Raw genomic sequence first — 22,928 nt, 5'->3', positions numbered from 1 at the left:
GGCGTTCGTGTGCAATGAATGTGTGTGCTGTTGTCCGGCTCACGGTGCGCGCTTAGTATGCGCGCCCCACGGCGTGCCTCGCGCGGGCGGCCTCAACCAATCTCGGCTGGGATCCCCGCGAGCGTGCGGCGTGGCGTGAGCCGGGGCATGAAATCACGGAAGACCGCTCGAACCAGCCTCGAAGCGGCTGAGCCCGATGCTGCCATCGGGGTGTCTTCGCCGGGCGCACATGCGGCCCAGCAGTACTCGATGGGCGATCTCGCAAGCATTGTATCCCATTGGCCCGGAAACGCATGGATCCAACCCCGCCATGGCGAGCGCTAGAGTAGTGTGCATGCTCTCCACCATGCAGGAAGTGCCGTTTTCCGTCGCTCGGATCCTCTCCTATGGGGAGACCATTCATTCGGCGACGCGGATTACCACGTGGCGCTCGGGCGAGGCCGAAGAATCGAGCTTCGGCGCGGTGGGGGCGCGCGCTGCGGCGTTTGCGCACGCACTCAATGACTCGCTCGGGGTCACGGGGGACGAACGGGTGGCCACGCTGCTCTATAACTGCGCTGAGCACCTCGAGGTAATGTTCGCTGTGGCGGCAAAAGGCGCCGTGTTCACGCCGGTGAATTCCCAGCTCGTCGAGGACCAGATCGCATACGTGCTCAACCACTCGCAGGCTCGGGTGGTGGTGGCAGACCCCCGCCTCGCCGCGAAACTCGGGCGGGTTCTCGCGTCCTGCCCACAGGTGACGGCGGTGTGTTTTACCGGGCTAGGCCCCCTCGATCCCCTCGCCGCTGAGCTGCCGGACGGCACCGAGGCGCTGTCATACGAGTCGCTTCTCGACGGCCGCTCGACCGTCTACGACTGGCCCGACCTGCCGGAGACCACCGCCGCCGCGCTGGTCTATTCCACCGCGACGACGGGGGCACCGAAGGCGGTGGCGTACTCGCATCGCTCCCTTTGGCTTGAGGCGATGAGCCTGCGCGCCACCGATTCGATGGCGATCACACACGGCGAGACCTTCTTGTGTTGCATCCCGATCTACCACGTGTTGAGCTGGGGCGTCCCGCTCGCGGCCTTCCTCGCCGGGGCGCCTTTGGTACTGCCCGATTCCGACGTCTCCGCCCCCACCCTGGCGGCACTTATCGCGGCGACTCACCCGCGGGTGGCACACGGCGTGCCCACGCTGTGGATCCAGCTGATCAACCACTACGTTGACAACCCACCGGGCCGGATGAGCTTGACCGAAATTTTCGTCGGCGGTTCCCCCGTCCCGCCCGCGCTGATCAAGGCGTGGGAGGAGCGCTACGGCGTCGACGTGATCCACGTCTGGGGCATGACCGAGACCTCCACCGTCGGCACCGTCGCGCGCCCTCCCTCGGGAGTCTTCGGTGAGGCCCGCTTGGCGTTTCGCGTCTCGCAGGGCCGCTTCGCGCCCGACTTGGAGTACCAGGTGGTCAACGACGGGAAGGTCATGGCCTCGACCGACCGCTCCCAGGGCGAGATCCAGGTCCGGGGGAACATGGTCGCCGCCTCCTACTACCACTCGCCCACCCAAGAACCCGGGGAGCTCGCCGGCGAGTTCCGCGGAGAGCAGGTCACCGACGTGCGCGAGGCATTTACCGCCGACGGGTGGCTGCGCACGGGGGACGTGGGCACGGTGACCAACGACGGCTTCATGACGCTCTATGACCGGGCCCGAGACGTGATCCGCTCCGGCGGCGAGTGGATCTATTCCGCGCAGGTGGAAAACCTCATCATGGAATCCGGAGAGGTCATCGAGTGCGCGGTGATCGGCTACCCCGATAAGCAATGGGGCGAGCGCCCGCTCGCGGTGACCGTTTTGCGCGGGGACATCCCCGCCACGCAAGAGACCGCCCAGATGCTGCGCACGCAGCTCTACTCCCAGCTGCCGCGCTGGATGGCCCCGGAGTATTGGACGTTCGTGAGATCCATCGATAAGACGTCCGTGGGCAAGTTCGACAAAAAGGACCTGCGCAAGCACCTTGCCAACGACCGCTTCGACATCATCGCGCTGCCGGGGCCGGGAAACCGCGGCGGCGAGTAGGGCCCGCTAGGCCCTGCCAAGGCTCGAAGTCACGGGCCCTGCGACTTCGAGGTCCAACACCCGCAACCCGGCCTCGCGGGCGGAATCAAGGATCTTCTCCGGTACCGGCTCGGTGCTCAACACCATCGCGGTCGGCCCGGCGCCCGAGAGGTAGGCGGCAAAGCCACGGTTGCGCAGGTGGTTGACCCATTCGCTGGTCACCGGCAAGACGTCCGCACGATAGGGCTGGTGGAGGCGGTCGCGCGTGCCCTCCCACAGGAGCTCTGGGTGGTGCTGGATTGCCACCGTCATCACCGCCGTGCGGGAGACGTTAAAGCGGGCGTCGATATGCGTGACGTGGCTCGGCAGCACCTGCCGGACCGCGTTCGTCGAGGCGTGAAAGTCGGGCACGAGCGCAGTCGCCCTGATATCGGGTTGCACGCCAATACTGACTGCCTTGTAGCAGGGATCGCTCACCCCGTCGACCGGCACGTCCGTCCAGGAGACCACCGCCCCGCCGAGCACTGATGCCGCCGCGTTGTCTGGGTGACCTTCGAACGCGGAGGAGAGCTGCACCACGGCGGCGGTGTCGAGCGGCCCGCCGGCGAGCGTGTTCGCGGCGACGACGCCGGCCACCGCGGCGGCCGCCGAGGAGCCCAGACCGCGCGATTGCGGGATCGTGTTCGTGCACACGACGCGCAGGCCCGGAGCGTTGACGTCAGCGGCCTTGAGTCCCGAGCGGATCGCCTTGACCACGAGGTGGGAGGAATCGCGCGGCAGGTCGCCGGCGCCCTCGCCGAAGATCTCCACCTCGAGCCCGTGCGGGGTGACCTCGACCTCGACGGTGTCGAAAATCCCCAGCGCGATGCCGAGGGTGTCAAAGCCAGGGCCGAGGTTGGCCGAGGAACCCGGAACGGTCACCGTGGCCTTGAGGCCGACGGGAAGGTCGGTGGGCATGGGTCGTACCTGCCTTCCTAGGCGTCGAGTCGAATAACGGAGTTGATTGCCTGCACGTCGGCGTGGCCCGCTAGCTTATCAACGATCCCCTGCAGCCGCTTCTCCTGCGCGGCGTGCGTGACCACGATGAGATGCGCGCCGTCGCCGGATTCCTCCTGGCGCACCGCCGAGAGCGAGACCCCAGACTCTGAGAAGGTCCGCGCCAGGTCGGCGAGCACGCCGATGCGGTCGTTGACGGTCATATTGATGTGGTATCGGGTGTCCACCTCCCCGAAGGCCACGACGGGGTAGTTCGCGTAGGGGTTTTCTGCCGGCGCGCGCCCGCCGTGGATCTTGTTGCGCGCGGCGCCGACGAGATCGCCGAGGACGGCGGAGGCGGTGGGCGCCCCACCGGCGCCGTTGCCGTAGAACATCAACCTCCCCGCGGCCTCCGCCTCGACGAAGATCGCATTGTAGGATTTATCCACCGTGGCCAGCGGGTGTTCGTTGGGCACCAGGGTGGGGTGGACGCGCGCGTTGACCCCGGTGGTCTCGCCGGATGCGTCGACAAGCCGCTCGCAAATGGCCAAAAGCTTGATCGTCTGGTTCGACTGCCGCGCGGCGTCGATGTCCTCGGCGGTGATCTTGGTGATTCCCTCGCAGTAGACGTCGTCGTAGGTGACGCGGGTGTGGAAACCCATCGAGGCCAAGATGGCGGCCTTCGACGCCGCGTCGTGGCCCTCGACGTCTGCGGTCGGATCGGCCTCGGCGTAGCCCAGGCGGGTGGCCTCGGCGAGCGCATCTGCGTAGCTCATTCCGGTCGTCGCCATCGCGTCGAGGATGAAGTTCGTGGTGCCATTGACGATGCCGGAGATGCGCTGGACCTGGTCACCAGCCAGAGAGCGGCGCAGCATGCCCACGACGGGGATCGCCGCGGCGACGGCGGCCTCGTAGTAGAGGTCGACCCCAGCGTCGTTGGCGGCCTCCGAGAGCTCATCGGCGTGCGCCGCCACCAGCGCCTTGTTTGCTGTGACGACGGACTTACCCGCCTTGAGGGCTTCGAGGACCAGCTCGCGCGGGTAGTCGATCCCCCCGATGAGCTCGACGACGATGTCGACGTCCTCGCGGGCGATGAGGCTGCGGGCATCGTCCGTGACCTCAATGCCCGCGACTTCCGGAGAGCCTACATGCTTATCGACGTTCGCGACCGCCACTCCGCGCACCTCGATGGGCCCCCCGATGCGCTGGGCGAGGTTGTCCGAAAACTCCGCCAACAGGCGCAGGACCTCGGTGCCTACCGTGCCCTTGCCCAACACGGCCACGCCGACCGGCTCGCCGATGCCCTTGCCCGGGTAATTGCCGTTGCGGCCTTCGGCATTCGAAACTGGGGTAGGTTGAGGGCTCGAAAAAGTCATGGTTCCTAGAGGTCCTTACATTGTCATTCGCAGGTGACGCGGGTGTATCCCCCAGCATACATAACGTACCGCTCGGTCTATATCGCGGGCAGGTCGTACTCGCGAGCCAGCAGGTCCTCGACCGTCTCGCGCCGCACCATCGGCGTGATCTCCCCCGCCCGCACCGCGACCACGGCGGGGCGGCCGAAGGCGTTGTAGTTCGAGCTCATCGAGTAGCAATACGCCCCGGTTGCCGCGAGCGCCACGAGGTCGCCGGGGGCGACGTCCTCGGGCCAGGACGCGTCGTTGACCAGGATGTCGCCCGACTCGCAGTGCGATCCCACGAGGCGCGTGGGCACCTCCGCGCCGTCGACGAGACGGTTGACCACGCGGGCGTCGTATAGCGAATCGTAGAGCGACGGGCGGATGTTATCGCTCATGCCTCCATCGACCGCGATGTAGCGCCGCGTGGTCGTGTGCGACGTGTGGACGTCTTTGACGGTGCCGACGCGGTAGACAGTTACCGTCGACGGCCCGGCGATCGCCCGGCCCGGCTCCACCACCACAGTCGGCGCCGGAATACCAAGGTCGTCGGCGACCTCGCGGACCGCCCGGAGCAGGTCCGCCGCCACCGCCGCCACGTCGAGGGGCTCTTCCTGCTCGACGTAGGCAATGCCGTACCCGCCGCCGAGGTCGAGGTAGTCCAGCGCCACGGACTGCTCGGCGTAGATCTGCTTGTAGAGCCCGAGCACGCGCTCCGCGGCAAGCTTGAAGCCCTCTGCATCAAACACCTGAGAACCCACGTGGCAGTGTAGGCCGGTCAGCCGCAGGTGATCGGCGGCGATCGCGTCCCCCGCGGCCCGATACGCCGAGCCCGAGGCGAGCGAGAGGCCAAACTTCTGGTCTTCGTGGCTCGTCGCGATGAACTCGTGCGTGTGGGCGTCGACGCCCGGCTTGACGCGGATGAACACATCCTGCACGGCACCTGCCCGGCCCGCCACGACGTTGAGCTCGCGCAGCTCCTGGTGCGAATCGACGACCACGTGGCCCACGCCGGCGCTCACGCACAGGCCCAAAAAGCTTAAGGACTTGTTATTTCCATGCACGGTGATGCGCTTCGCGGGAAAGCCCGCCGCGAGTGCGATGCGAAGCTCGTTTTCGGAGGCGACGTCGAGCGCGAGGCCTTCCTCGTCGACCCAGCGCGCGATCTGCCGGGTGAGGAACGCCTTCGATGCGTAGTGGACGTTTTCGGGGGCGCCGAACGCGGCCGCCATGTCGCGGCAGCGGGAACGGAAATCGTCCTCGTCGATGACCATGACGGGGGTGCCGTACTGCACGGCGATCTCCGGCAGCGGCACACCGCCGATGGTGACCTCGCCGTCGGCGCCTCGCGCGGCACCGCGCGGCCACACGTGGGTGGGGAGCTCGTTGAATCCCATCTACATCTGCTCCGGGGCGCTCACGCCGACAAGGCCCAGCGCGTTGGCCAACACCTGGCGCGTCGCCATCGCAAGCGCGAGGCGGGCGGAGTGGATCGGCTGGGCCTCCTCGCCAGCCTTCGGCAGGATCTGGCAGGCGTCGTAGAACTTGTGGAAGGAACTGGCGAGCTCCTCGGCGTAGCGGGCCACGCGGTGCGGCTCGCGCAGCTGCGCCGCCGCCCCGACCACCGCGGGGAACTCCCCGAGCGTGCGGATCAGGTCGCCCTCCTTGTCGTGGTCAAGCAGCCCGAGCTCGGGCTCGTCGTATACCACCCCGGCATCGTGGGCGCGCCGCGCGATCGAGCAGAGGCGGGCGTGGCCGTATTGGACGTAGTAGACGGGGTTGTCCGAGGATTGCTTCGTCCACAGGTCGAGGTCGATATCGAGGGTTTGATCCACCGAGGAGCGCGCCAGGGCGTAGCGCGCACCGTCGACCCCGATGGCGTCGACCAGGTCGTCGAGGGTGATGATGGTGCCGGCGCGCTTGGACATCTTCACCGGCTTGCCGTCGCGCACGAGGTTGACCATCTGGCCGATGAGCACCTCCACGGCCTGCGGGTCGTAGCCGAGTGCCTGGGCGGCGGCGCGCAGGCGCGCGATGTAGCCGTGGTGGTCGGCGCCGAGCATGTAGATGGCCAGGGTGTGGCCGCGGTCGAACTTGTCGGCCACGTACGCGATGTCCCCGGCGATGTAGGCGGCGTTGCCGTCGGACTTGATCACCACACGGTCCTTGTCGTCGCCAAAATCAGTCGAGCGCAGCCACCACGCGCCCTCCGACTCGTAGAGGTTGCCGTTGCCCTTCAGGGTGGCAATCGCCTTGTCCACGGCACCGGAGGCGAACAGGGAGTTTTCGTGGAAATAGACGTCGAACTCGACGCCGAACTCCGCGAGCGAGGCCTTGATGTGGTCAAACATCATCTCCACGCCCTCCGCGCGGAAGGTCTCCTGGACCTGCGCCGGCTCGCCGGCAAGGGCGTCGGGCCGCTTATCGACGACCGCCCCAGCAATCTCCGAGATGTACGCCCCACCGTATCCGTCCTCGGGAGTGGGCTCCCCCTTCGCGGCGGCAACCAGCGAGCGGGCGAAGCGGTCGATCTGGCCGCCGTGGTCGTTGAAGTAGTATTCGCGGGTGACCTCCGCCCCGGCGGCCTCGAGCACGCGGCCGAGCGAGTCGCCGACGGCCGCCCAGCGGGTCCCGCCGAGGTGGATGGGCCCGGTCGGGTTCGCGGAGACGAATTCGAGGTTGACCCTCTCGCCTGCGTACATGTCACTGTGGCCGTAGGCCTCGCCGGCGGCGAGGATGTCGGCGACGATCTCTCCCTGCGCCTCGGCGGCGAGGCGCAGGTTAATAAATCCTGGTCCGGCGACCTCTGCGGTGGCGATCGCGGGGCTGGTCGCAAGCGCCTCTGCGAGCCAGCCGGCAAGCTCCCTGGGGTTCGCGCCAGCCTTCTTGCCCACCTGGAGGGCGATGTTCGTGGCGTAATCGCCGTGCTCCGGGTTGCGGGGCCGCTCAACGGTCACCGTGGCGGGGACGACGGTGGCGTCGAGGTCGTGCTCGTGAAGGACGGTGGTCGCGGCCTGCTTGATGGCCGATGCGAGGTCAGCTGGCGTCATGGGGCACAAGTCTAATTCAGGCTGCGACAACCGCACCCCGCGGGTAGCCGGGCCCCAGAGGTTCCAAAAAAGATACGATGAGTGTGTTAGCCCTGTTCCACCGTTCCCCCAGCAAAGGATGCTTCACTTATGCGCCAACGTTTACGCTCCCTCGGTGCCGTCGGCATCGCCGCGCTCGCGCTCGGGCTTGTCGCGGCCCCGCAGGCGGGCGCGCAGGACGCCCCCGCGGTCACCCGCGAGGAATGCCCGGTCACGGTCAACGCCGCGCGCGCCGAGTGCGGTCAGGTCGAGGTGCCCATGCGTTACGACGACCCGACCGGGCCGCACATCTCGGTCGGCTACATCCGGATCCCGGCCGCCGACCCGGCCGCCCGACGCGGTGTGCTCTTCGGCAACCCCGGAGGTCCCGGCATCGATGCGTATAGCTACTTCGGCATCGATGGAGGACCCCTCTCGACGTTCGAGTGGCCGGCCGAGATCCGCAACGAGTGGGACTTAGTCGCGGTGCAGCCCCGCGGGCAGGTGCACTCCACGCAGCTCGCCTGCCCCGCCCAGGGCCTCGACGACCCCCTCACAATCGCCCAGGCCCAGCTGTCCTCCGGGCGCTATCTTCGCGACGCCTGCGAGTCTGGCCAGCCGGGGTATCCGAGCACGATGACCACCCAGACCAACGCGATGGATTGGGAGTCTGTGCGGGCGGCGCTGGGCTACGAGAAGATCTCCATCATGGGCCTGTCCTACGGCACCTACCTGGGCTCGGCGTACGCCTCCCTCTACCCGCAGCACACCGACCGCGTCGTGCTCGATTCGGCGATGGACCCGAACTTGCGCTGGCAGGCGCTCGCGGCAAGCCAGATCGCCGGGTACGAGCGCGCGTTAGAGGACTACTTCTCCTTCGTCGCCGCCAACGACGCGACCTACCACATGGGCGATACGCCGCTAAAGGCCTACCAGTACTGGTCCGCCCGCATCGTCGAGGAGACGGGCACGAACCCCACCGTGACCCCTCCCCCGGCGCAGGTGGGCGACCTTCCCGCCGGGCTGGGCTCCTCCGGCGAGCTCGGGGCGGAGGCAATGACGTCGTCAAGCAAGGCACGCGTGGAGGGCGAAGGGATTGTCTCCCGCATGCTCCACCCGGGCGCCACCCAAGCCGCATCAGGGCTGCTTAACGCCACCAGGACGCTCCTGCCTGCCCCGTCGATGTGGGACAGCCTCGCGCGCATGACCAACGGGACGCTGCCCCCTCATGACGGGACTGAGGGGCTCTCCGAGGAGGAGACCAAGAAGCTGGCCGAGGAGCAGATCCTGCAAAGCATGGGGATGATCCAGCTCGCCACCGTGCAACAGTGCAACGAAAACATCACTGCCCCAGACCACGGGCTGCTGCCCACCGCGCTGTGGGCGCGCTACGTCAGCAATGACCTCTTTACCGCCCCCAACGCGGTGCTGGCCTCTGGGATGCAGTGCTCCGGTACGCAGCCCGTCGCAGGCCCGGTCGAGCTCGACGGCTCACAGCTGGCGGTGCGCCCGCTGCAAATCAACGCCACCGGCGATCCGCAGACCGTCTACTCCGGCCGCGGCACCATCGCGGGGGCGATGGGCTCTCACCTCGTGACGGTTCACGGCCCGGGCCACGGCCACGTCGGGCTGGGCAACAAGGCAGTCGACCGCATCGTCATCGACTACCTGCGCACCGGGCGCACCGAGGTCACCGACGCGCCCGGCTACTTTGAGGCTCGCTAGAGCCCCTTCATAATCGTCGTCGCCAGCTCCTGCGACGATGCCGGGTTCTGCCCGGTGTAGAGGTTGCCGTCGGCGACAATATGAGAGGTAAACGGCTCGCCGGCGCTGTAGGTCCACGCCGAGCTCGACGAGCTTGTCCTCAAGCAGCCACGAGGCCTTCTCAGCGAGCCCGCCCGCGCTTGCTTCCGCGTTGGAGAAACCGGTCATCTTCCGCCCCGTGGCGGCGATGACCGCAGGCGGGCACACCATCGCTAGGGTGCGGCCTTGCTCCGGCCTGCTCGACAGGATGCGTGCCGACGCCTCGCTGACCGCCAGGTCCTCCATCGGGCCGTGCCCACCCGGGTAGAACACGACGTCGAAGGCATCCGGGTCGACCTCCTCGAGCACCGCCGGGGCACCAAGCACCGACGACAGCACCGCGGGCTTCGCTTCCTGCTCATCGTTGAGGCTTACAGGGTCCGCCACAGGCGTGCGCCCGCCGGGGGTGGCCACCGTGGCATCCCAGCCCGCGTCGCGGAAGACCTCGCACGGGGTGGTGAACTCCTCGGACCAAAACCCGCTGCGATGCGTCGTCGTGTTCTAGGCAGATGCGCCTAAACCCGGACGGGTAAGAATGCGCCCGGAGCGTCATTTTTTGGGCATTCTTACCCGTCCGGGTTTACCCTCAATGGCACGGTGCGCACACGCAAACCCCCAGGCCATAGCCCCGGGGCAAGATGGTGCGCCCAGAGGTGTCTGTAGGCGCGACATAGTTGACAGACCATGCCTGAGGTGATGGTTGACAAGGTATACAGTCCCAACCGCAACCTCGCCCTCGTCAAAGCCGTCAGAGAACAACACGAACCCGTAGCGAAAGTCGCCGCCCGCTTCAACATCTCCCGCCAACGCGTCTACAAACTCCTAGCGGACTATGACGCCGGAAGCCCCGCGGCAATCGCCCCGAAATCCCGCGCACCGCACACCCACCCGCACGCCATACCCGACAGGCTTCGCAACCGCATCATCGAGATGCGCACCGAACTTACCCGGGCCGGCATCGATGCGGGCCCGGACACCATTGCCTTCCACCTTCAGCGGCAAGGCCTGCGCGCACCGTCACCATCAACAATCCGCCGAATCATCACGCACCAGTAAAACCATCACACAGCTACGACACCAACTCGACGAATTCACCGCCTACTACTACACACAACGCCCACACCGATCCCTTGGACGCCGCACCCCCGAGACCGCCTGCACCACAGGGTCGAAAGCCACACCCCCGTTCACACCGGACGAAGAATGGCGGGTGCGCAACGACATCGCTAAAAGACACCGGCAATACCATCGCCGAACACTCCATCGACACCACCCGCCACCACCAAAACCATCCTGGCGACAAGGCGACCCACCCCTGGCCTGACGCACAAAACCAGCGCCCCACGAACACAAACACTGGGACGCCGGTTTGTCCACCATGACGCGACTGATGACAATGGTGTCCCCGACAGGATTCGAACCTGCGACCTTCGGTACCGGAAACCGATGCTCTAATCCACTGAGCTACGAAGACATACGCGAGCGACTCGCACGTGTAAAGAGGTTATCACCCGGCTTCCGGATAGAGCGAATCACCGCCCCCCCCTAAACACCTTCGGGCATGATGAACCAGGCGACGGCGTAGGCTAGGATGCCCGGCACGAAGCCGGTGACAACAGTGGCGGCAGCGACGATGAGGCGGATGAGGACGGGATCGAGCGCGAAGTAGTGTGCGAGGCCGCCGCACACGCCGGCGATCATCTTTTCGGAGCTCGAGCGCGTGAGCCGCTTGATGGGGTCAGAGCCGTTGGTGGGAGTGGTGGGCGTGGACATGATGGAAAAGCCTTTCTCTGACGCGGTCTTAGGTGGCCTCATGGCCTCTGACACACTTCATTGAACGCCGCCGCCGACCGGCACGCATCAGGGTTTTCCCTGATTAATCCCCTGATCCCAGCGTTGATTCCGGCACCCGTTGGCACGCGGGGATCCGCGGCGATGCGCCGAGAACGTTGTCCACCTCGATGATGCCTGAGAGGAAGCGTCGCAACGCGGCCGCGTCTTCGCGCCCGAGGTGGTCGAAGACGACGCGGCGCACGGACTCCACATGGTCTGGGGCGGCCTCGGTCACTCTGCGCATCCCGTCCTCGGTGAGCTGAACTAAGACGCCGCGCGCATCGCCGGGACACTTGCTTTTGGTCAGCAAACCACGCTTTTCCATGCGGGTGACCTGGTGAGAGGTCCTCGATCGGTCCCACTCGAGCGCGACGCACAGGTCGCGCAGCCGCAACTCGTGGCCGGGGGCCTCCGAGAGCGCGACGAGGACGCCAAATTCGGAGGCGGAGAGGTCCGAGGTGGCCTGCAGCGTCTCCTCGATAACCCGGTTGAGCTTCCGGGACGCCGAGAGCATGAGGCGCCACAGGTCCTGTTCGTCGTCGTTAAGCCAGCGAGGTTGTTGAGCCATAGCATTCAACGCTACATCGTCGAGCGCGCAAAACGAAACGGATCGGAACGATGAGGAGGGCACCATTTACGCACTCCACCTGCATAGACCGTCCGCCATCCCCCTTATGTTGACACGTCACTCTCACGGGCTATGATGGCCTTTGTTAACACGTCAACAACTACTCAAGGAGATACACAGATGCACGATCTCACCGGTACCTGGAACCTCGACCCCGCCCACTCATCTGTCGGGTTCGTCGTCCGCCACGCGATGGTCTCCAAGGTGCGCGGCACCTTCACCGACGCCGCCGCCACGCTCACCGTGGACGGCGAGGCCCCCGAACGCTCCCGCGTCACTGCCTCGGTCAAGACCGGCTCCCTCAACACGGGAAACGCCGACCGCGATGCGCACGTGCGCGGTGAGGACTTCTTCGATGCGGAGAGCTACCCGGAGATGACCTTCGAGTCCACCGCTTTTCGTGTCGACGACTCTGGCAACGGCACCGTCGAGGGCAACCTCACCATCAAGGGCGTGACCAAGCCTGTCACTCTCGCCGTGGAAACCTTCGGCGTGCAGACCGATCCCTCGGGCAACGTCCGCGCCGGGTTCGAGGCCAGCACCAGCATCGACCGCACTGCCTTCGGGATCGACTTCAACGCCCCGCTGAACTCCGGTGGCGTGCTGCTGTCCACGAAGGTCGACATCGAGATTGAGGGCTCCGCCATCAAGGCGTAGACATCCCCTCTCGGCTAAGCCCTAGCCTTGAGCTCCTCAATCGAGGCGAGCTTGGCGGCTGGCACGCGGTCAAACCTCTGGGGATAGCACGTCAACACAAACACCTGGGTGCGTGCACCCACCCGGGCGACCAGTGAGTTCATCAGGCTTAGCCTGGTGGGGTCGGTCGCACCGAGGGCATCATCGATGATCACCGGGACCTCCTCCGCCGAGTCCTCCCCCGCCCCCACGAGATCCGCGATGGCGAAGCGGATGCACAAGGCAAGCTGTTCCTGGGCCCCGCCCGAGAGCTGGGGGAGATCCACCGTCGTATCACCCTGGGTCCGCGCACGCACCTCCAGAGAATCGCTGAGCTCGAATTCGACGCCCGCACCGAAGACCACCTCGGCGTAGCGCGTTAAGGCCTGGGCAAACGGGGCTGCGTAGCGCGCCCGCGCCGCGTCCCGGTGGCGCATCATGGTCTCGCGCAGGAGCTTGATCGCCTCGGCGCGCTTTCTCGCGCGCGCCAGGTCCGTGCGAGCGGCGTCGAGCCGTGCCTCCGCCTGATCCGCTTCCTCCGCAACGCCCGTGGCCTGTTCAATCCGCCCCTTGAGCTCGGCAACCCGGTTCGTTGCCTCGGAGTGGCGGGTCTTGAGGTTACGCACGCGCGTGCGGGCACCCTCGAGCAGGTTCGCGGCGAGCGCGGGGTTGGCCGCGGCGAGTTGCTCTCCGAACTCCCCCGCCGCCCGGCGCGCTTCCTCGAGCGCGGTGGCGGCCGCGTCGCGGGCCGCCTCAAGGTCACCGTCCGAGGCGGCGGCGCGGGCCTCCTCCAACTTCGCCTGCGCGGCGCTGATCTGCGCCCTCGTTGATTCCGCCCTCGACTCCAGCACCGCCAGGGCGGTGGCGTGCTTGCGCTCCGCCCAGGGCTTGAGCTCGGCCTCCGCGCGTTCGAGCTCCTCCGTCGCCTCGTCAAGCCGGCGCTGAGCGCCTTCGAGAACGGCCTCGGCCTCCGTTTCGTCGGCCGCTCCCCTGCCGACGCCTGCCTCCCCGTGCTCCTCCTCGCGGGCGCGCAGGCGGTCCCGCTCCTCCTTTAGCTCTTGGGCGTTCCTCCCGTCGAGGAGGTCTTTCACGCGGCGCTCGCTCGCCTCGATCGCAGTGAGAAGCTCTGCGTGCTCGTCGCGACGCGCGCGGGCTTGGTCAAGGTCGGCGCACCCGAGCGCGGCCAGAAGCTTCTCCTCTGCACGCAGCGCCTCTTCCAGCTTCTCATTCCGATCGCCCGCACCGTCGCCGGCACGGTAGGTCACGGTGTATTCCCCGATTCCGACGGCCGTGCCCTCGAGGGCGCTCACAGTAGCGCGTCCGTCGAAGGCCACCTCTTCCCCGTCGATGCGTAAGGTCCCGTCCGAGGGGCCCGTGACCTCTAGCTTCGCCGCCGCGGCGGACGCGAGGCTGGAGGCCACCGCAACCTTTTCGTGTGCCTTCTCTAACGCGCGGAGGTCCGCCGCGGTCACGACCACGTCGGGCCGCTTCGCCTTGAGGGCGGAGAGCTCTTCGTCCGCCTCGTCGAGACGCGTGATAAGCGCGTCGAGCTCGGCCAGCTTGGCGCGGGAGCGGGAGCGCTGGCGGGCAGCCTCGGCACGCTTGGCCTCCTCGCGCGCTCGAGCCACCGCCGCCTTTGCCTCATCTCGCACCTCCGTGAGCTCCGCAGCCTTGCCTGCCTCTTCCTCGGCCTGCTCGGCGGCCTCGGCGAGCTTGGCGCCCTGCGCCACAGCGTCCTTCTCTAAGGCGGCGAGTTGGGCTACGGCCTCCGTGCGCGCCGCGAGGTCGGCCTCGGCGCGGTCGCGCTCCTTGGCGCGGCGCTGTTCCTCCTCCCCGGCGCGGGCTGCTTTCTCCGCAAGCTCCGCGGCCGCCTTTGCTTCAGCGCCCCGTTCTTCCTCCTCGATGACAGCTTCAGGCAACTCCCGCTCGATCGTGCGGAGCTCCTCTTCGCGCCGTTCAACCTCCTCGACGAATTGGCGCAAACTCTCCCACTCCTCGGCGAGGACGCGAAGCTCCGCCTCGCGCTCATTCACCGCCACCTCCAGTGCCTTGTACGACGCCTTTTCTTGGCCCTTGTCCGTGAAATACTCGCCGTATTCCTTCGAGATGCGCTCCATGAGCGCGGTGTCCTCTGTCCCGGAGCCACCCTCCTCGCTTACCCCGTCGAGGGCGTGGGTGATCGAGGGGATGCCGGCGGCCGCGATGCCGAGATCGAGCTCCCCCTGTCGCAGGAACAGCGCCTCGGCGAGGGTCTCGTCCAGGTGGCCGGAGATGATCTCCGCTAGCCTGTCATCTGCTTCCCGGCCGGCGAACTGCTGGTGTTGAGGGGCGGTGATGTTCAGCTCGCATTTAGGTTTGCGGAGAAACCGCTTCCATATCCGGAAGGTGTATGGCCCGATGGTCGCCTTCAGCGTGACCTCGGGCGCGACGTCTTTGCCCACAGGAGCGAGCGCCTTGATGTCTTTTCCCTTCGAGCTGTACTTGACGTTGAGCACGGCAGCGAGACCGTCGAGGATGGTGGACTTTCCCGCTTCGTTATCCCCGTGGATGATCATCACGCCGGTTGCGGGGATATCGCTTAGCACAAGGTGCTCGACACCGCGGACGTTGCGCAGTTCTAAGGAGTGGATCTTCATGTGCTCTAGGCCTCCGAGGTCAGGCGGAATAGGACATTGATCGCATCGCGGGCAACGGCGTCTCCGTCGGCCGCGCTGGCGGCGAGCTCGCGGGCGGCGGAGGCCGCGAACCCGCTGAGGGGGAGGTTTTCGAGCTCCTCGTCCCCGGGCTCGAGGTGGAGATCCATAAGCCTGGCCCTCTCGCGCAGCGAGGCAAAGAGCGGCTCGAGGTCGCCGATCCCCTGCTCGAGCCGGCGGGTGTCCTCCAGGCCGAGGGTGCCCTTGATGGCGTATTTCACCACAGTGCGGTCCTTCTCCGGGTAGGCGCGCAGCCGCTCGAGCAGCGCATCCACATCGCGCCTATCTGCGACGTCGAAAAACAACGCGTCAAATGTCCACCCGCCGACGGGGACCTTCTCCACCTCGATCTCGCGGGTATCCTGGCCCTTTGACAGGCTCACGACGAGGGCGTTGCCGGAGTCGACTTCTCCTCCCGCCACCCCCGGTGTGTGATCGAAGAAGTCGGTCGTCTCGGGCGAGCCGGAAAACCACACGCGGCCGCTGGTGCCGAGGCTGCGGGTGGAGTGGGTATCGCCTAAAGCGACGTAATCGATCGTGCGATCAGCCAGGCTCGCTTCGAGGTTGGGCAGGTCGATGACATCGGGGGCGAACTCTCCGGTGCGCGCCTCGACCTGACCGTGCGCGACGAGCACCCGGATGGCCTCGGTCGGCTCGAGCGGGCCGAGCGCCTTCGCGCACAGGTCCTCCGCGGCCTTCTTCGCCTTCAGCGGAGCGGCGACGATCTCAACCCCGGGGCGCACCTCGATCGGCTCGAAGGTGCCAAGCACCGTGACGTTGGGGATCTCCTCGGTGCGGCGGAAGATCGAGTCCGCCACCAGCGGGTCGTGGTTGCCGGGCAGGAGGTAGACGGGTACGGGCAGCTTCCGCAGCGCCTCGAGCGCTCGCCCACGGGTGAGCGCCTGGAGGGAGTTGTGCTCGAAGACGTCGCCCGCGACGACGATAAACTCCGCGCCCCGCTCGCTTGCGAGCTCCCCGATCCGCGCGACGGCGCGCAGCCGCGCCTCGTCGAACCGGGACTGGGCCTCGGGCGGGAGAAATTTTCTCGTCATTCCCAGCTGCAGGTCAGAGGTGTGGATGAAGGTGAGATCGCTCATGGGTGCACTTCTACCAAATCTCGTGGACAGCGGCCCGCCGACTATCGAATATACGTTCTATTCTCGCGCGTCCAGGCTCGTCAGCTCCTCGTAGAGGTCCTCGATGTCAGCCACCGCTCGAAGCTGGTCGATGTTGGTAAAAGACACCGACTGCATTGCGCGGTGCAACAGATCGATGTCGGAGTCCGCGATCATCGGGGCGATATCCGGCTCCGGCAAGGAAGGCAGGTCGCGGCCCGACCAGAAGAATTCAGAGCCAACCTGCGAATTCTCCCGCGCTACCGACACCGCGCGCAGGCGCACGCCATTTTCAATCGAGGCGAGGGTGAGGCTGCGCATGGAAAAGATGGTCTCGGGTCGGGTATCGATGAGCTCGGCCAACTTCTCCGCCACCGCCACCGCGTGCTTGCACACGGCGGCGGGGTCCGGGCAGCTACAGAGGAAGCGCACGCTCGAGGCATCGGGCGCGATGAGGATATCGAGGACATCGTCGTCGAATTCTCCTGCGCGCGCCCGCGCCACCGATCCCGCCCGGCGCGCCATCATATCCAGGGCGACCTGGATATCCGCCCTCTCGCGCGCCGGGAGCTGGATGGTCACCGTAAACGGCTCGTTCTGGCTGCCCGCCACGAGCCCGTCGCATCCCCCCATCCGCGGGGTGAGCTCTAAGACGTGGCCGCCCTCAGCGTAGAGGTGGCCGCGCTTGACGCGCCCGGGGTCTGTCTGGCGCACCGCGGCGTTGACCAGACGCATCGCCGCCGGGGAGTACGCGGAGGCGCGAAGCGGGGCCTCGGCGCCGGGATGGCGCGCCTCCTCGGGCGTCGACACGCGGCGTCGTGCCCCGAAGTTGGCGTAGATGACGTTGTCCTCGCGCGGCCTGGCCATAGGTTAATCCTCCTGATTCCGGTAGCTCATAAGCCTAGCGAGGTCCTCCGTATCGAGCTCCGTGATCCATCCCTCGCCTTCGCCGACGACCGTGCCCGCGAGCTGCATCTTGCCGTCGAGGACGTCTTGGATAGATTCCTCCAGCGTGCCGCGGGTGATCATCTTATAGACGGTGACGTCCTTTGTTTGCCCAATGCGGTAGGCGCGGTCAGTGGCCTGATTCTCCACCGCCGGGTTCCACCAGCGGTCGAGGTGGATGACCACCGAGGCCGAGGTGAGGTTGAGCCCGGTGCCGCCCGCCTTGAGCGAGAGCACCATGGCGCGTGGCCCATCCTCGGCCTGGAAGCGCTCGACCATCGCGTCGCGCGCCTCTTTTCCCACCCCGCCGTGCAGGAACGGAACCTCCTCACCGAGGCGTTCTTCGAGGTAGGGCTGGAGCAGGGAGCCGAAGGCCTTGTACTGGGTGAAGATGAGCACCCGCTGGCCGGAGTCCATGGCCTCGCCGAGCAGCTGCATGAGCATCTGGACCTTCCCAGAGCGGTGGACGCCCTTCACCGTCACCGGCGAGCCGTCACCGAGGTAGTGCGCCGGGTGGTTACAGATCTGCTTGATGCGCGTGATTGAGGCCAGCACCAGTCCTTTGCGGGCCATGCCCTTGCGGCGCGAAAGCTCGCGCTCGACGTCGCGCACGAGCGCGGTGTAGAGGGCCGCCTGCTCGGCTGTCATGTCGACGGCGACGATGTGCTCGTTCTTCTCCGGCAGATCGTCGATAATCGCCGGGTCGGTCTTCAGACGCCGCAGGATAAACGGGGTGGTGAGCCTGCGCAGCCGCTCGCTCATCTCGGCGGCGAGCTCCTCGTCGCGGCGCGACTCAATCACCTTCGCGAAGTGGTTGCGGAAAAACGTCTGGCTGCCGAGGATGCCGGGGTTGGTGAAATCGAGCAGGCTGCGCAGCTCCGAGAGCTTGTTTTCGATCGGCGTGCCCGTGAGCGCAATGCGGTGGCGAGCGGGGATCGCGCGCACGCTTTTCGACGCCTTCGTCGACGCATTCTTAATCGCCTGCGCCTCATCCAACACCACGTGGTCCCACCCGACCCGCGCCAGAGAGGCCACGTCGCGCCCGGCGACACCGTACGAGGTCACCACCACGTCCGCCGACTCGATCGCGGCGGCGAGCTCGTCACCGGCGAGGCGGCGCGAGCCGTGGTGGACTAAGACCCGCAGTCGCGGGACGAACCTCGCCGCCTCCCGCGCCCAGTTGCCCACCACGGACGTCGGCGCCACGACGAGGCTGGGCCCCATGCGATCCCCGCGCTCGGCCTCCACGGCAAACAGCGTGAGCAGCTGCAGCGTCTTGCCCAGCCCCATATCGTCAGCGAGCACCGCCCCCAGCCCGGAGCGCGACATGAAGTAGAGCCAATCCACGCCACGGCGCTGGTATTCCCGCAGCTCGGCGCAGACCCAGCCCGGGAGCTCGACGCGCTCGGGCGCCGGGCGCTGGGTGCCGGAGACCAGCGAGGTAAACCACGGCGACCCGGCGAACTCCACGACGTCGATGTCGGCCTCGGCCGCCGATTCCAACGCCAGGGCGCGTAGCTCCGCCGCGGTGACGGTGCCCCCAAACGCGGAATCGTCCTCCCCTGCGGCAGGCGAGTCTTTGTGAGCCGCCGCGAGCCTATCCATGTAGCGGCGCGTCCTGGCCAGCGAGCGGGAGTCGGCAAGCACCCACTGGCCGCGCAGCTTGACCAGCCCGGACTTCGACTCGATGAGGCGTGCCATCTCCTCGTCGTTGAGCTCGACGTCGCCGACGGAGAGCCGCCAGTCGTAGGAGACCAGCGTATCGAACCCGAGGTGCGTCACCGTGGAGGAATCGTGCGGATCGCCGGGATCCGCCACCGATAGCCGCGCACGCGTCTCCGCCTCGGACCAAGCCCGCGGCAACATCACGGCGAAGTTGTTGTGGCGCAGCCGCGCGGCGTCGCGCTGGACGAAGCGGACGATCTCCTCGGTGTCGAGGAAGGCGTCCCACTCCCCCTCGCCCTCGGCAAACAGCGCGCCCGCAGCGCGCGGGTGGGCGACGGGATCGACCAGATCGCTCACCTCGATGGCGCGCTCCAACTCGCGGCGCAACGTCTGGGCGGTGGCGGCGTCGAAGTCGCTGAGCACCACCGGCCGCGGAGAATCCGTCCCGGAGCGCACCTGCGCGCGCACCGGCCACCTCGCCTCCGCCTCGTATGCCCCCGAATCGCCCGCGTCGACCGCGTCGTCCACGTCGTCCGAATCATCGTCGCCCCCAGGCGGCTCGACGATGAACACCAGCTGGAGGTTCACCGCGGTAATCGAGCCGTTCCAATCACTGAGCTTGCGGGCGAGCTCGGCCCCGCCGCGGCGCAGTGGCGTACCGCTGAGCAGCGAGCGGACGAAGTCGTGCCAGGGGTAGGGCCGCGTCCCCTCGTCCAGGCGCGAGAGGATGGCCGTGGCAATCCAGTGCACGAGGGTCTGCGAGACACCCTCGTCCAGGCTGGGGTTGTTCGCCGTTAACACCCCCGGCGCCGCCGCGATCATCTCCGCAAGCCACCCGCGCTCGTCAACCCCGGTGCCGAGCTGCCACTGGGCGTAGAACGCCCCGTCGCGGTAGGGCACGTGGAGGCTCACCCGGCCCGCGCGAACAAATCGGGACAGTCCGCTAAAGAGGCGCACCAGCCACATAATGTCGGGGGCGAGGGACTCGCCCTGGGGCGGCGGGGCGAGCGCCGAGGGGTCGTCGTAACGCGCGAGCGCCGCGAGGAAAGCCACCGCGTCTGCCGGCGCGAACGCCGCGGTAGGAACCCGCAGCTCGACGTGCTTGCCGCGCGGGGTTTGCAACGTGACCCGCTCGCGGTGCCGGAACCTTTCGTCGACGAGCTCCGCGGCGACCTCGGGCGGGAACGTCCCCTCCGGAACTTGGGACGGCAGCACGACCTTGCGCCCTTCCACCTGCTCAACCCACAGGTTGAGCCCGGACTCGCGCATCCAGAGCCCGTGGAGGAGGAATTTAGGCATAACCACCCTTATACCATGACACTGGTTCACGTTACCCTGGAAAAAGTCCGTACCCATGCATAAGAAATGTAAGGAGACCCTCCCCGTGAACAACGCGTGGATGATTACGGCCATAGTGCTCTACTTCGCCGTCATGCTCGCCATCGGCTACTACTCGTGGCGTAAGACAAGCAAATACGACGACTACGTCCTCGGCGGCCGCGACCTCCCGCCTTTCGTAGCGGCGATCTCGGCCGGCGCCTCGGACATGTCGGGCTGGCTCCTCATGGGCCTGCCCGGCGCACTGTTCGCCACCGGCATGAGCGAGCTGTGGATCATGATTGGCCTGCTCATGGGCACCTGGGCCAACTGGAAGTGGGTCGCCCCCAGGCTGCGCTCGTTCTCGGAGGTCTCCGGGGATTCGATCACGCTCCCGAGCTTTTTTGAAAACCGCACCCACGATACCTCCCGCGTGCTCCGCGTGGTCGCGGCTGTGATCATCATCTTCTTCTTCACCTTCTACGTCTCCTCCGGCATGGTCGCGGGCGGCAAGTACTACGAGTCGACCTTCGGCGGCAACTACCTCACCGGCATGCTCATCGTCGGCGCCGTCACCGTCATCTACACCCTCATCGGCGGCTTCCTTGCCGTGTCCTACACCGACGTGGTCCAGGGCATGCTCATGTTCGCAGCCCTGCTCGCCGTGCCGATTACGGCGCTGTTCGTGCTCAACAACCCGGCGGACATCTTCTCCTTCGCGGCAGAGAACCCCTACGGGCCCTACCCGGAGGCAAACCCCACCTATTTCAACCTCTTCGCCGGGGTCTCAGCCGTGACCATCATCGGCAACCTCGCCTGGGGCCTGGGCTATATGGGCCAGCCGCACATCGTCACCCGCTTCATGGCGCTGCGCTCGCCGGCCGAGGCTGCCTCTGCCCGGCGCACCGGCACGACCTGGGTCTCCGTGTGCTACATCGGTGCCGTGTTTACCGCGCTCGTGGGCACCGTCTACTTTTCCCAGACCGGCGCTCAGATTACCGACGCCAGCGGCGAGACCGTCTTCCTCGACCTGGCGAAGCTGCTCTTCCACCCGCTCATTGCCGGCATCATCTTGACCGCCGTGCTCGCCGCGATCATGTCGACGATGTCCTCCCAGCTCCTCATCACCTCCTCGGCGCTCATCGAGGACCTCTACCGCGTCGTGGCTAAGCGCGAGGTGTCCGGGCGGTGGCTGCTGCTGGCCTCCCGCGGCATGGTCGTTGCCATCGCGCTCATCGCCGTCGCCCTGGCCGTCAACCCCTCCGATACTGTCTTGGGCCTCGTCGGCTTCGCGTGGGCCGGGTTCGGCGCGGCCTTCGGCCCCGTCGTCGTCGCCTCGCTCTACTGGAAGCGCCTCACCGCCCCCGGCGCGATTGCGGCGATGCTCTCCGGCGCGGTGACGGTCTTCGTGTGGGGCTCGATTGATTCGGCGCTCACCGAGCTCTACGAGATCGTGCCCGGCGTGATCGTCGCCACCGTGGCAATGGTCGCTGTCTCGCTTGCCACCCGAGCCAAGCCGGAGGCCATCGAGCAGTTCAACGCCGCGGTGCGCGTCAACGACTACGCTATGGACAACCCCACGGCATCCTTTGACGACGCGCTCGACGCGGTGGAAGGACGGAACCGCTAGGCGCCTCGCGCAGTCTAAGAGGGTATGCGCACCTATCTCTGTCTGCTCATTGCCCTCACCGTTGCCGTCGTCCCGTTTCCCACGCCGCTTACTTACGGGCTTGCGGCACACGTACCCTCCACACCCCAGCGCGCACGCGTAATCGGCTACGAGCGCGACGCCTTCGGGCCGGGCTGGGCCCCGGCCCCCGGCGGGTGCGACACCCGCTCCGCACTGATGGCCGCGGCCTTCGGCGCGGCATCGTGTGGCAGGCGGGAGACGCTTTCCGCCTCGCCCATTACGGATCCCTATACGGGTAGCCCGCTCGACCCCGCCGAGGTGGAGATCGACCACGTATACCCGCTCGCCGCGGCGTGGGACCTCGGGGCGCATGCATGGAGCGCGGATAAGCGCGTCGCCTTCGCCAACGACCCGCGAAACCTCGTGGTCACCTCCGCGAAGGCTAACCGCGAAAAATCCGACCATCTCCCCAGCGAGTGGCTCCCGCCGCGGCGCCGCGCCCATTGCCCGTATGCGCGGCAGCTCGTCGCGGTCGCCCAGGCCTACGGCCTCGCGCTGCCGCGGGCTGACGCGCGTGCCGCACGACGCGCCTGCGCGGGATTGCGAGGCGTGCTCTCTGACAGGGCACTGTAAGGTGGTGTGCATGACTACTGTTCTTGTTGTCTTCCACGTGGCCGCAGCGATCCTGCTGCTTGGCCCCGTCATCGTCGCCACCTCCATGTTCCCGCGCCAGGCCGCGGAGGCCCGCAAGGGCGATGCGTACGCCGCGGGCCGCGCCTCGATCCTCTACCGCATCACCTCGACCTACGGCATGCTCTCCGCAGCAGTGCCCCTGCTCGGCGCGGTAGTTCTCATCTTCGGCTGGGAGGAGTTCAAGACGAACTTTTTCCTCCACACGGCGATCGTCCTCGCGCTCATCGCCTGGGGCGTCCTCTTCGGCATGGTCATCCCTCAACAGCGCAAGATGATGGGGGCGATTAACGCCCTTGATCCCGCCGAGGCTGACCAGAGCGATTTCACCTCGAACTTCGAAGGCACGAAGGCCAAGGCGACCGCCGGAGCAGGCCTGTTTAACCTGCTTGTCATGATCGTGTTGATCCTGATGTACCTCCCGTCGAGCATCTTCGCCTAGGCAGTACTGCGCGC

Annotated in this window: 17 protein-coding genes, 1 tRNA gene and 2 pseudogenes; 7 read left to right on the top strand and 13 right to left on the bottom strand. The window is 67.0% G+C overall.

All coding sequences use genetic code 11. From position 1 onward, the window contains the following. The first annotated feature begins 334 nt into the window (after nt 1-334). Nucleotides 335-2,059, top strand: coding sequence for a long-chain fatty-acid--CoA ligase (locus tag C3E79_RS04445; protein WP_108403830.1), 1,725 nt, complete (start codon nt 335-337; stop codon nt 2,057-2,059). 6 nt (nt 2,060-2,065) lie between these two features. Here C3E79_RS04445 and thrB read toward each other — a convergent pair whose 3' ends face one another. The 4 genes from thrB to argS form a co-directional block, all read right to left on the bottom strand. After that, entirely contained in the window at nt 2,066-2,995 is a 930-nt protein-coding gene (gene thrB / locus C3E79_RS04440) for a homoserine kinase (RefSeq protein WP_108403829.1), read from the bottom strand. A 17-nt stretch (nt 2,996-3,012) separates the two neighbouring features. After that, a complete protein-coding gene (locus tag C3E79_RS04435; RefSeq protein ID WP_108403828.1) occupies nt 3,013-4,389 on the bottom strand; it encodes a homoserine dehydrogenase in 1,377 nt (458 codons plus the stop codon). A gap of 77 nt (nt 4,390-4,466) precedes the next feature. Next, nucleotides 4,467-5,807 carry a diaminopimelate decarboxylase gene (gene lysA / locus C3E79_RS04430; protein ID WP_108403827.1) on the bottom strand — a complete coding sequence of 447 codons (1,341 nt, stop codon included), beginning with the start codon at nt 5,805-5,807 and terminating at the stop codon, nt 4,467-4,469. After that, a complete protein-coding gene (gene argS / locus C3E79_RS04425) occupies nt 5,808-7,460 on the bottom strand; it encodes an arginine--tRNA ligase (RefSeq protein ID WP_108403826.1) in 1,653 nt (550 codons plus the stop codon). A gap of 129 nt (nt 7,461-7,589) precedes the next feature. On the opposite strand from argS, the gene C3E79_RS04420 reads away from it, so the two are divergent. Next, nucleotides 7,590-9,203: an alpha/beta fold hydrolase gene (locus tag C3E79_RS04420; protein WP_179948320.1), complete on the top strand. Its 1,614-nt coding sequence runs from the start codon at nt 7,590-7,592 to the stop codon at nt 9,201-9,203. Here C3E79_RS04420 and C3E79_RS11760 read toward each other — a convergent pair. Together C3E79_RS11760 and C3E79_RS11755 are read right to left on the bottom strand one after the other, a co-directional pair. Further along, the gene (locus tag C3E79_RS11760; protein WP_328587444.1) at nt 9,200-9,346 is read right to left on the bottom strand and encodes a hypothetical protein; all 147 of its coding nucleotides are present in this window, start codon (nt 9,344-9,346) and stop codon (nt 9,200-9,202) included. The genes C3E79_RS04420 and C3E79_RS11760 overlap by 4 nt on opposite strands. A 97-nt stretch (nt 9,347-9,443) precedes the next feature. Beyond that, nucleotides 9,444-9,701: pseudogene (locus C3E79_RS11755) on the bottom strand (type 1 glutamine amidotransferase family protein); the annotation flags it as partial. Between the two features lie 276 nt (nt 9,702-9,977). Here C3E79_RS11755 and C3E79_RS04410 point away from each other — a divergent pair. Beyond that, nucleotides 9,978-10,605, top strand: a pseudogene (locus C3E79_RS04410) (helix-turn-helix domain-containing protein). A gap of 73 nt (nt 10,606-10,678) precedes the next feature. Here the strand turns inward: C3E79_RS04410 and C3E79_RS04405 are convergent. The 3 genes from C3E79_RS04405 to C3E79_RS04395 all read right to left on the bottom strand — a co-directional run bounded on the left by C3E79_RS04405 (nt 10,679) and on the right by C3E79_RS04395 (nt 11,682). Continuing rightward, nucleotides 10,679-10,755 (bottom strand) — tRNA-Arg (locus C3E79_RS04405). Nucleotides 10,756-10,826: 71 nt separating this feature from the next. Beyond that, the gene (locus C3E79_RS04400; protein ID WP_179948319.1) at nt 10,827-11,054 is read right to left on the bottom strand and encodes a PspC domain-containing protein; all 228 of its coding nucleotides are present in this window, start codon (nt 11,052-11,054) and stop codon (nt 10,827-10,829) included. Nucleotides 11,055-11,157: 103 nt separating this feature from the next. Next, nucleotides 11,158-11,682: a MarR family winged helix-turn-helix transcriptional regulator gene (locus C3E79_RS04395; RefSeq protein ID WP_108403825.1), complete on the bottom strand. Its 525-nt coding sequence runs from the start codon at nt 11,680-11,682 to the stop codon at nt 11,158-11,160. Between the two features lie 180 nt (nt 11,683-11,862). On the opposite strand from C3E79_RS04395, the gene C3E79_RS04390 reads away from it, so the two are divergent. Then, nucleotides 11,863-12,399 (top strand): YceI family protein, encoded by a 537-nt coding sequence (locus C3E79_RS04390; RefSeq protein WP_108403824.1) that lies wholly within the window; start codon nt 11,863-11,865, stop codon nt 12,397-12,399. 14 nt (nt 12,400-12,413) lie between these two features. Here the strand turns inward: C3E79_RS04390 and C3E79_RS04385 are convergent, their stop codons facing one another. From C3E79_RS04385 to C3E79_RS04370, 4 genes are read right to left on the bottom strand one after another with little or no spacing between them, the layout of a single operon-like run. Then, complete coding sequence (locus tag C3E79_RS04385) at nt 12,414-15,053, bottom strand: ATP-binding protein (RefSeq protein WP_108403823.1); 2,640 nt, start codon at nt 15,051-15,053, stop codon at nt 12,414-12,416. 5 nt (nt 15,054-15,058) lie between these two features. Then, nucleotides 15,059-16,207 carry a metallophosphoesterase family protein gene (locus C3E79_RS04380; RefSeq protein ID WP_108403822.1) on the bottom strand — a complete coding sequence of 383 codons (1,149 nt, stop codon included), beginning with the start codon at nt 16,205-16,207 and terminating at the stop codon, nt 15,059-15,061. 57 nt (nt 16,208-16,264) lie between these two features. Further along, complete coding sequence (locus tag C3E79_RS04375) at nt 16,265-17,092, bottom strand: SWIM zinc finger family protein (protein ID WP_108403821.1); 828 nt, start codon at nt 17,090-17,092, stop codon at nt 16,265-16,267. A 3-nt stretch (nt 17,093-17,095) separates the two neighbouring features. After that, nucleotides 17,096-20,134 (bottom strand): DEAD/DEAH box helicase, encoded by a 3,039-nt coding sequence (locus C3E79_RS04370; protein ID WP_108403820.1) that lies wholly within the window; start codon nt 20,132-20,134, stop codon nt 17,096-17,098. A 100-nt stretch (nt 20,135-20,234) separates the two neighbouring features. Between C3E79_RS04370 and putP the strand changes: the two genes are divergently transcribed. Genes putP through C3E79_RS04355 form a run of 3 tightly spaced genes read left to right on the top strand, consistent with a single transcriptional unit; the run spans nt 20,235 to nt 22,914 of the window. Then, nucleotides 20,235-21,782: a sodium/proline symporter PutP gene (gene putP / locus C3E79_RS04365; RefSeq protein ID WP_108405051.1), complete on the top strand. Its 1,548-nt coding sequence runs from the start codon at nt 20,235-20,237 to the stop codon at nt 21,780-21,782. A gap of 24 nt (nt 21,783-21,806) precedes the next feature. Next, the gene (locus C3E79_RS04360) at nt 21,807-22,415 is read left to right on the top strand and encodes an HNH endonuclease family protein (protein ID WP_108403819.1); all 609 of its coding nucleotides are present in this window, start codon (nt 21,807-21,809) and stop codon (nt 22,413-22,415) included. Between the two features lie 10 nt (nt 22,416-22,425). Next, nucleotides 22,426-22,914 carry a DUF2269 domain-containing protein gene (locus tag C3E79_RS04355; protein ID WP_108403818.1) on the top strand — a complete coding sequence of 163 codons (489 nt, stop codon included), beginning with the start codon at nt 22,426-22,428 and terminating at the stop codon, nt 22,912-22,914. Nucleotides 22,915-22,928 lie beyond the last annotated feature (14 nt).

The sequence above is a fragment of the Corynebacterium liangguodongii genome, assembly GCF_003070865.1.
Taxonomy (GTDB): Bacteria; Actinomycetota; Actinomycetes; order Mycobacteriales; family Mycobacteriaceae; genus Corynebacterium; species Corynebacterium liangguodongii.
Note: the sequence above shows the minus strand (reverse complement) of the source record. Positions and strands in the feature narration are given on the sequence as shown.

Coding starts and splice junctions, on each gene's coding strand:
- C3E79_RS04445 (WP_108403830.1), top strand. CDS start 335: ATGCTCTCCACCATGCAGGAAGTGCCGTTTTCCGTCGCTCGGATCCTC.
- thrB (WP_108403829.1), bottom strand. CDS start 2,995: ATGCCCACCGACCTTCCCGTCGGCCTCAAGGCCACGGTGACCGTTCCG.
- C3E79_RS04435 (WP_108403828.1), bottom strand. CDS start 4,389: ATGACTTTTTCGAGCCCTCAACCTACCCCAGTTTCGAATGCCGAAGGC.
- lysA (WP_108403827.1), bottom strand. CDS start 5,807: ATGGGATTCAACGAGCTCCCCACCCACGTGTGGCCGCGCGGTGCCGCG.
- argS (WP_108403826.1), bottom strand. CDS start 7,460: ATGACGCCAGCTGACCTCGCATCGGCCATCAAGCAGGCCGCGACCACC.
- C3E79_RS04420 (WP_179948320.1), top strand. CDS start 7,590: ATGCGCCAACGTTTACGCTCCCTCGGTGCCGTCGGCATCGCCGCGCTC.
- C3E79_RS04400 (WP_179948319.1), bottom strand. CDS start 11,054: ATGTCCACGCCCACCACTCCCACCAACGGCTCTGACCCCATCAAGCGG.
- C3E79_RS04395 (WP_108403825.1), bottom strand. CDS start 11,682: ATGGCTCAACAACCTCGCTGGCTTAACGACGACGAACAGGACCTGTGG.
- C3E79_RS04390 (WP_108403824.1), top strand. CDS start 11,863: ATGCACGATCTCACCGGTACCTGGAACCTCGACCCCGCCCACTCATCT.
- C3E79_RS04385 (WP_108403823.1), bottom strand. CDS start 15,053: ATGAAGATCCACTCCTTAGAACTGCGCAACGTCCGCGGTGTCGAGCAC.
- C3E79_RS04380 (WP_108403822.1), bottom strand. CDS start 16,207: ATGAGCGATCTCACCTTCATCCACACCTCTGACCTGCAGCTGGGAATG.
- C3E79_RS04375 (WP_108403821.1), bottom strand. CDS start 17,092: ATGGCCAGGCCGCGCGAGGACAACGTCATCTACGCCAACTTCGGGGCA.
- C3E79_RS04370 (WP_108403820.1), bottom strand. CDS start 20,134: ATGCCTAAATTCCTCCTCCACGGGCTCTGGATGCGCGAGTCCGGGCTC.
- putP (WP_108405051.1), top strand. CDS start 20,235: ATGATTACGGCCATAGTGCTCTACTTCGCCGTCATGCTCGCCATCGGC.
- C3E79_RS04360 (WP_108403819.1), top strand. CDS start 21,807: ATGCGCACCTATCTCTGTCTGCTCATTGCCCTCACCGTTGCCGTCGTC.
- C3E79_RS04355 (WP_108403818.1), top strand. CDS start 22,426: ATGACTACTGTTCTTGTTGTCTTCCACGTGGCCGCAGCGATCCTGCTG.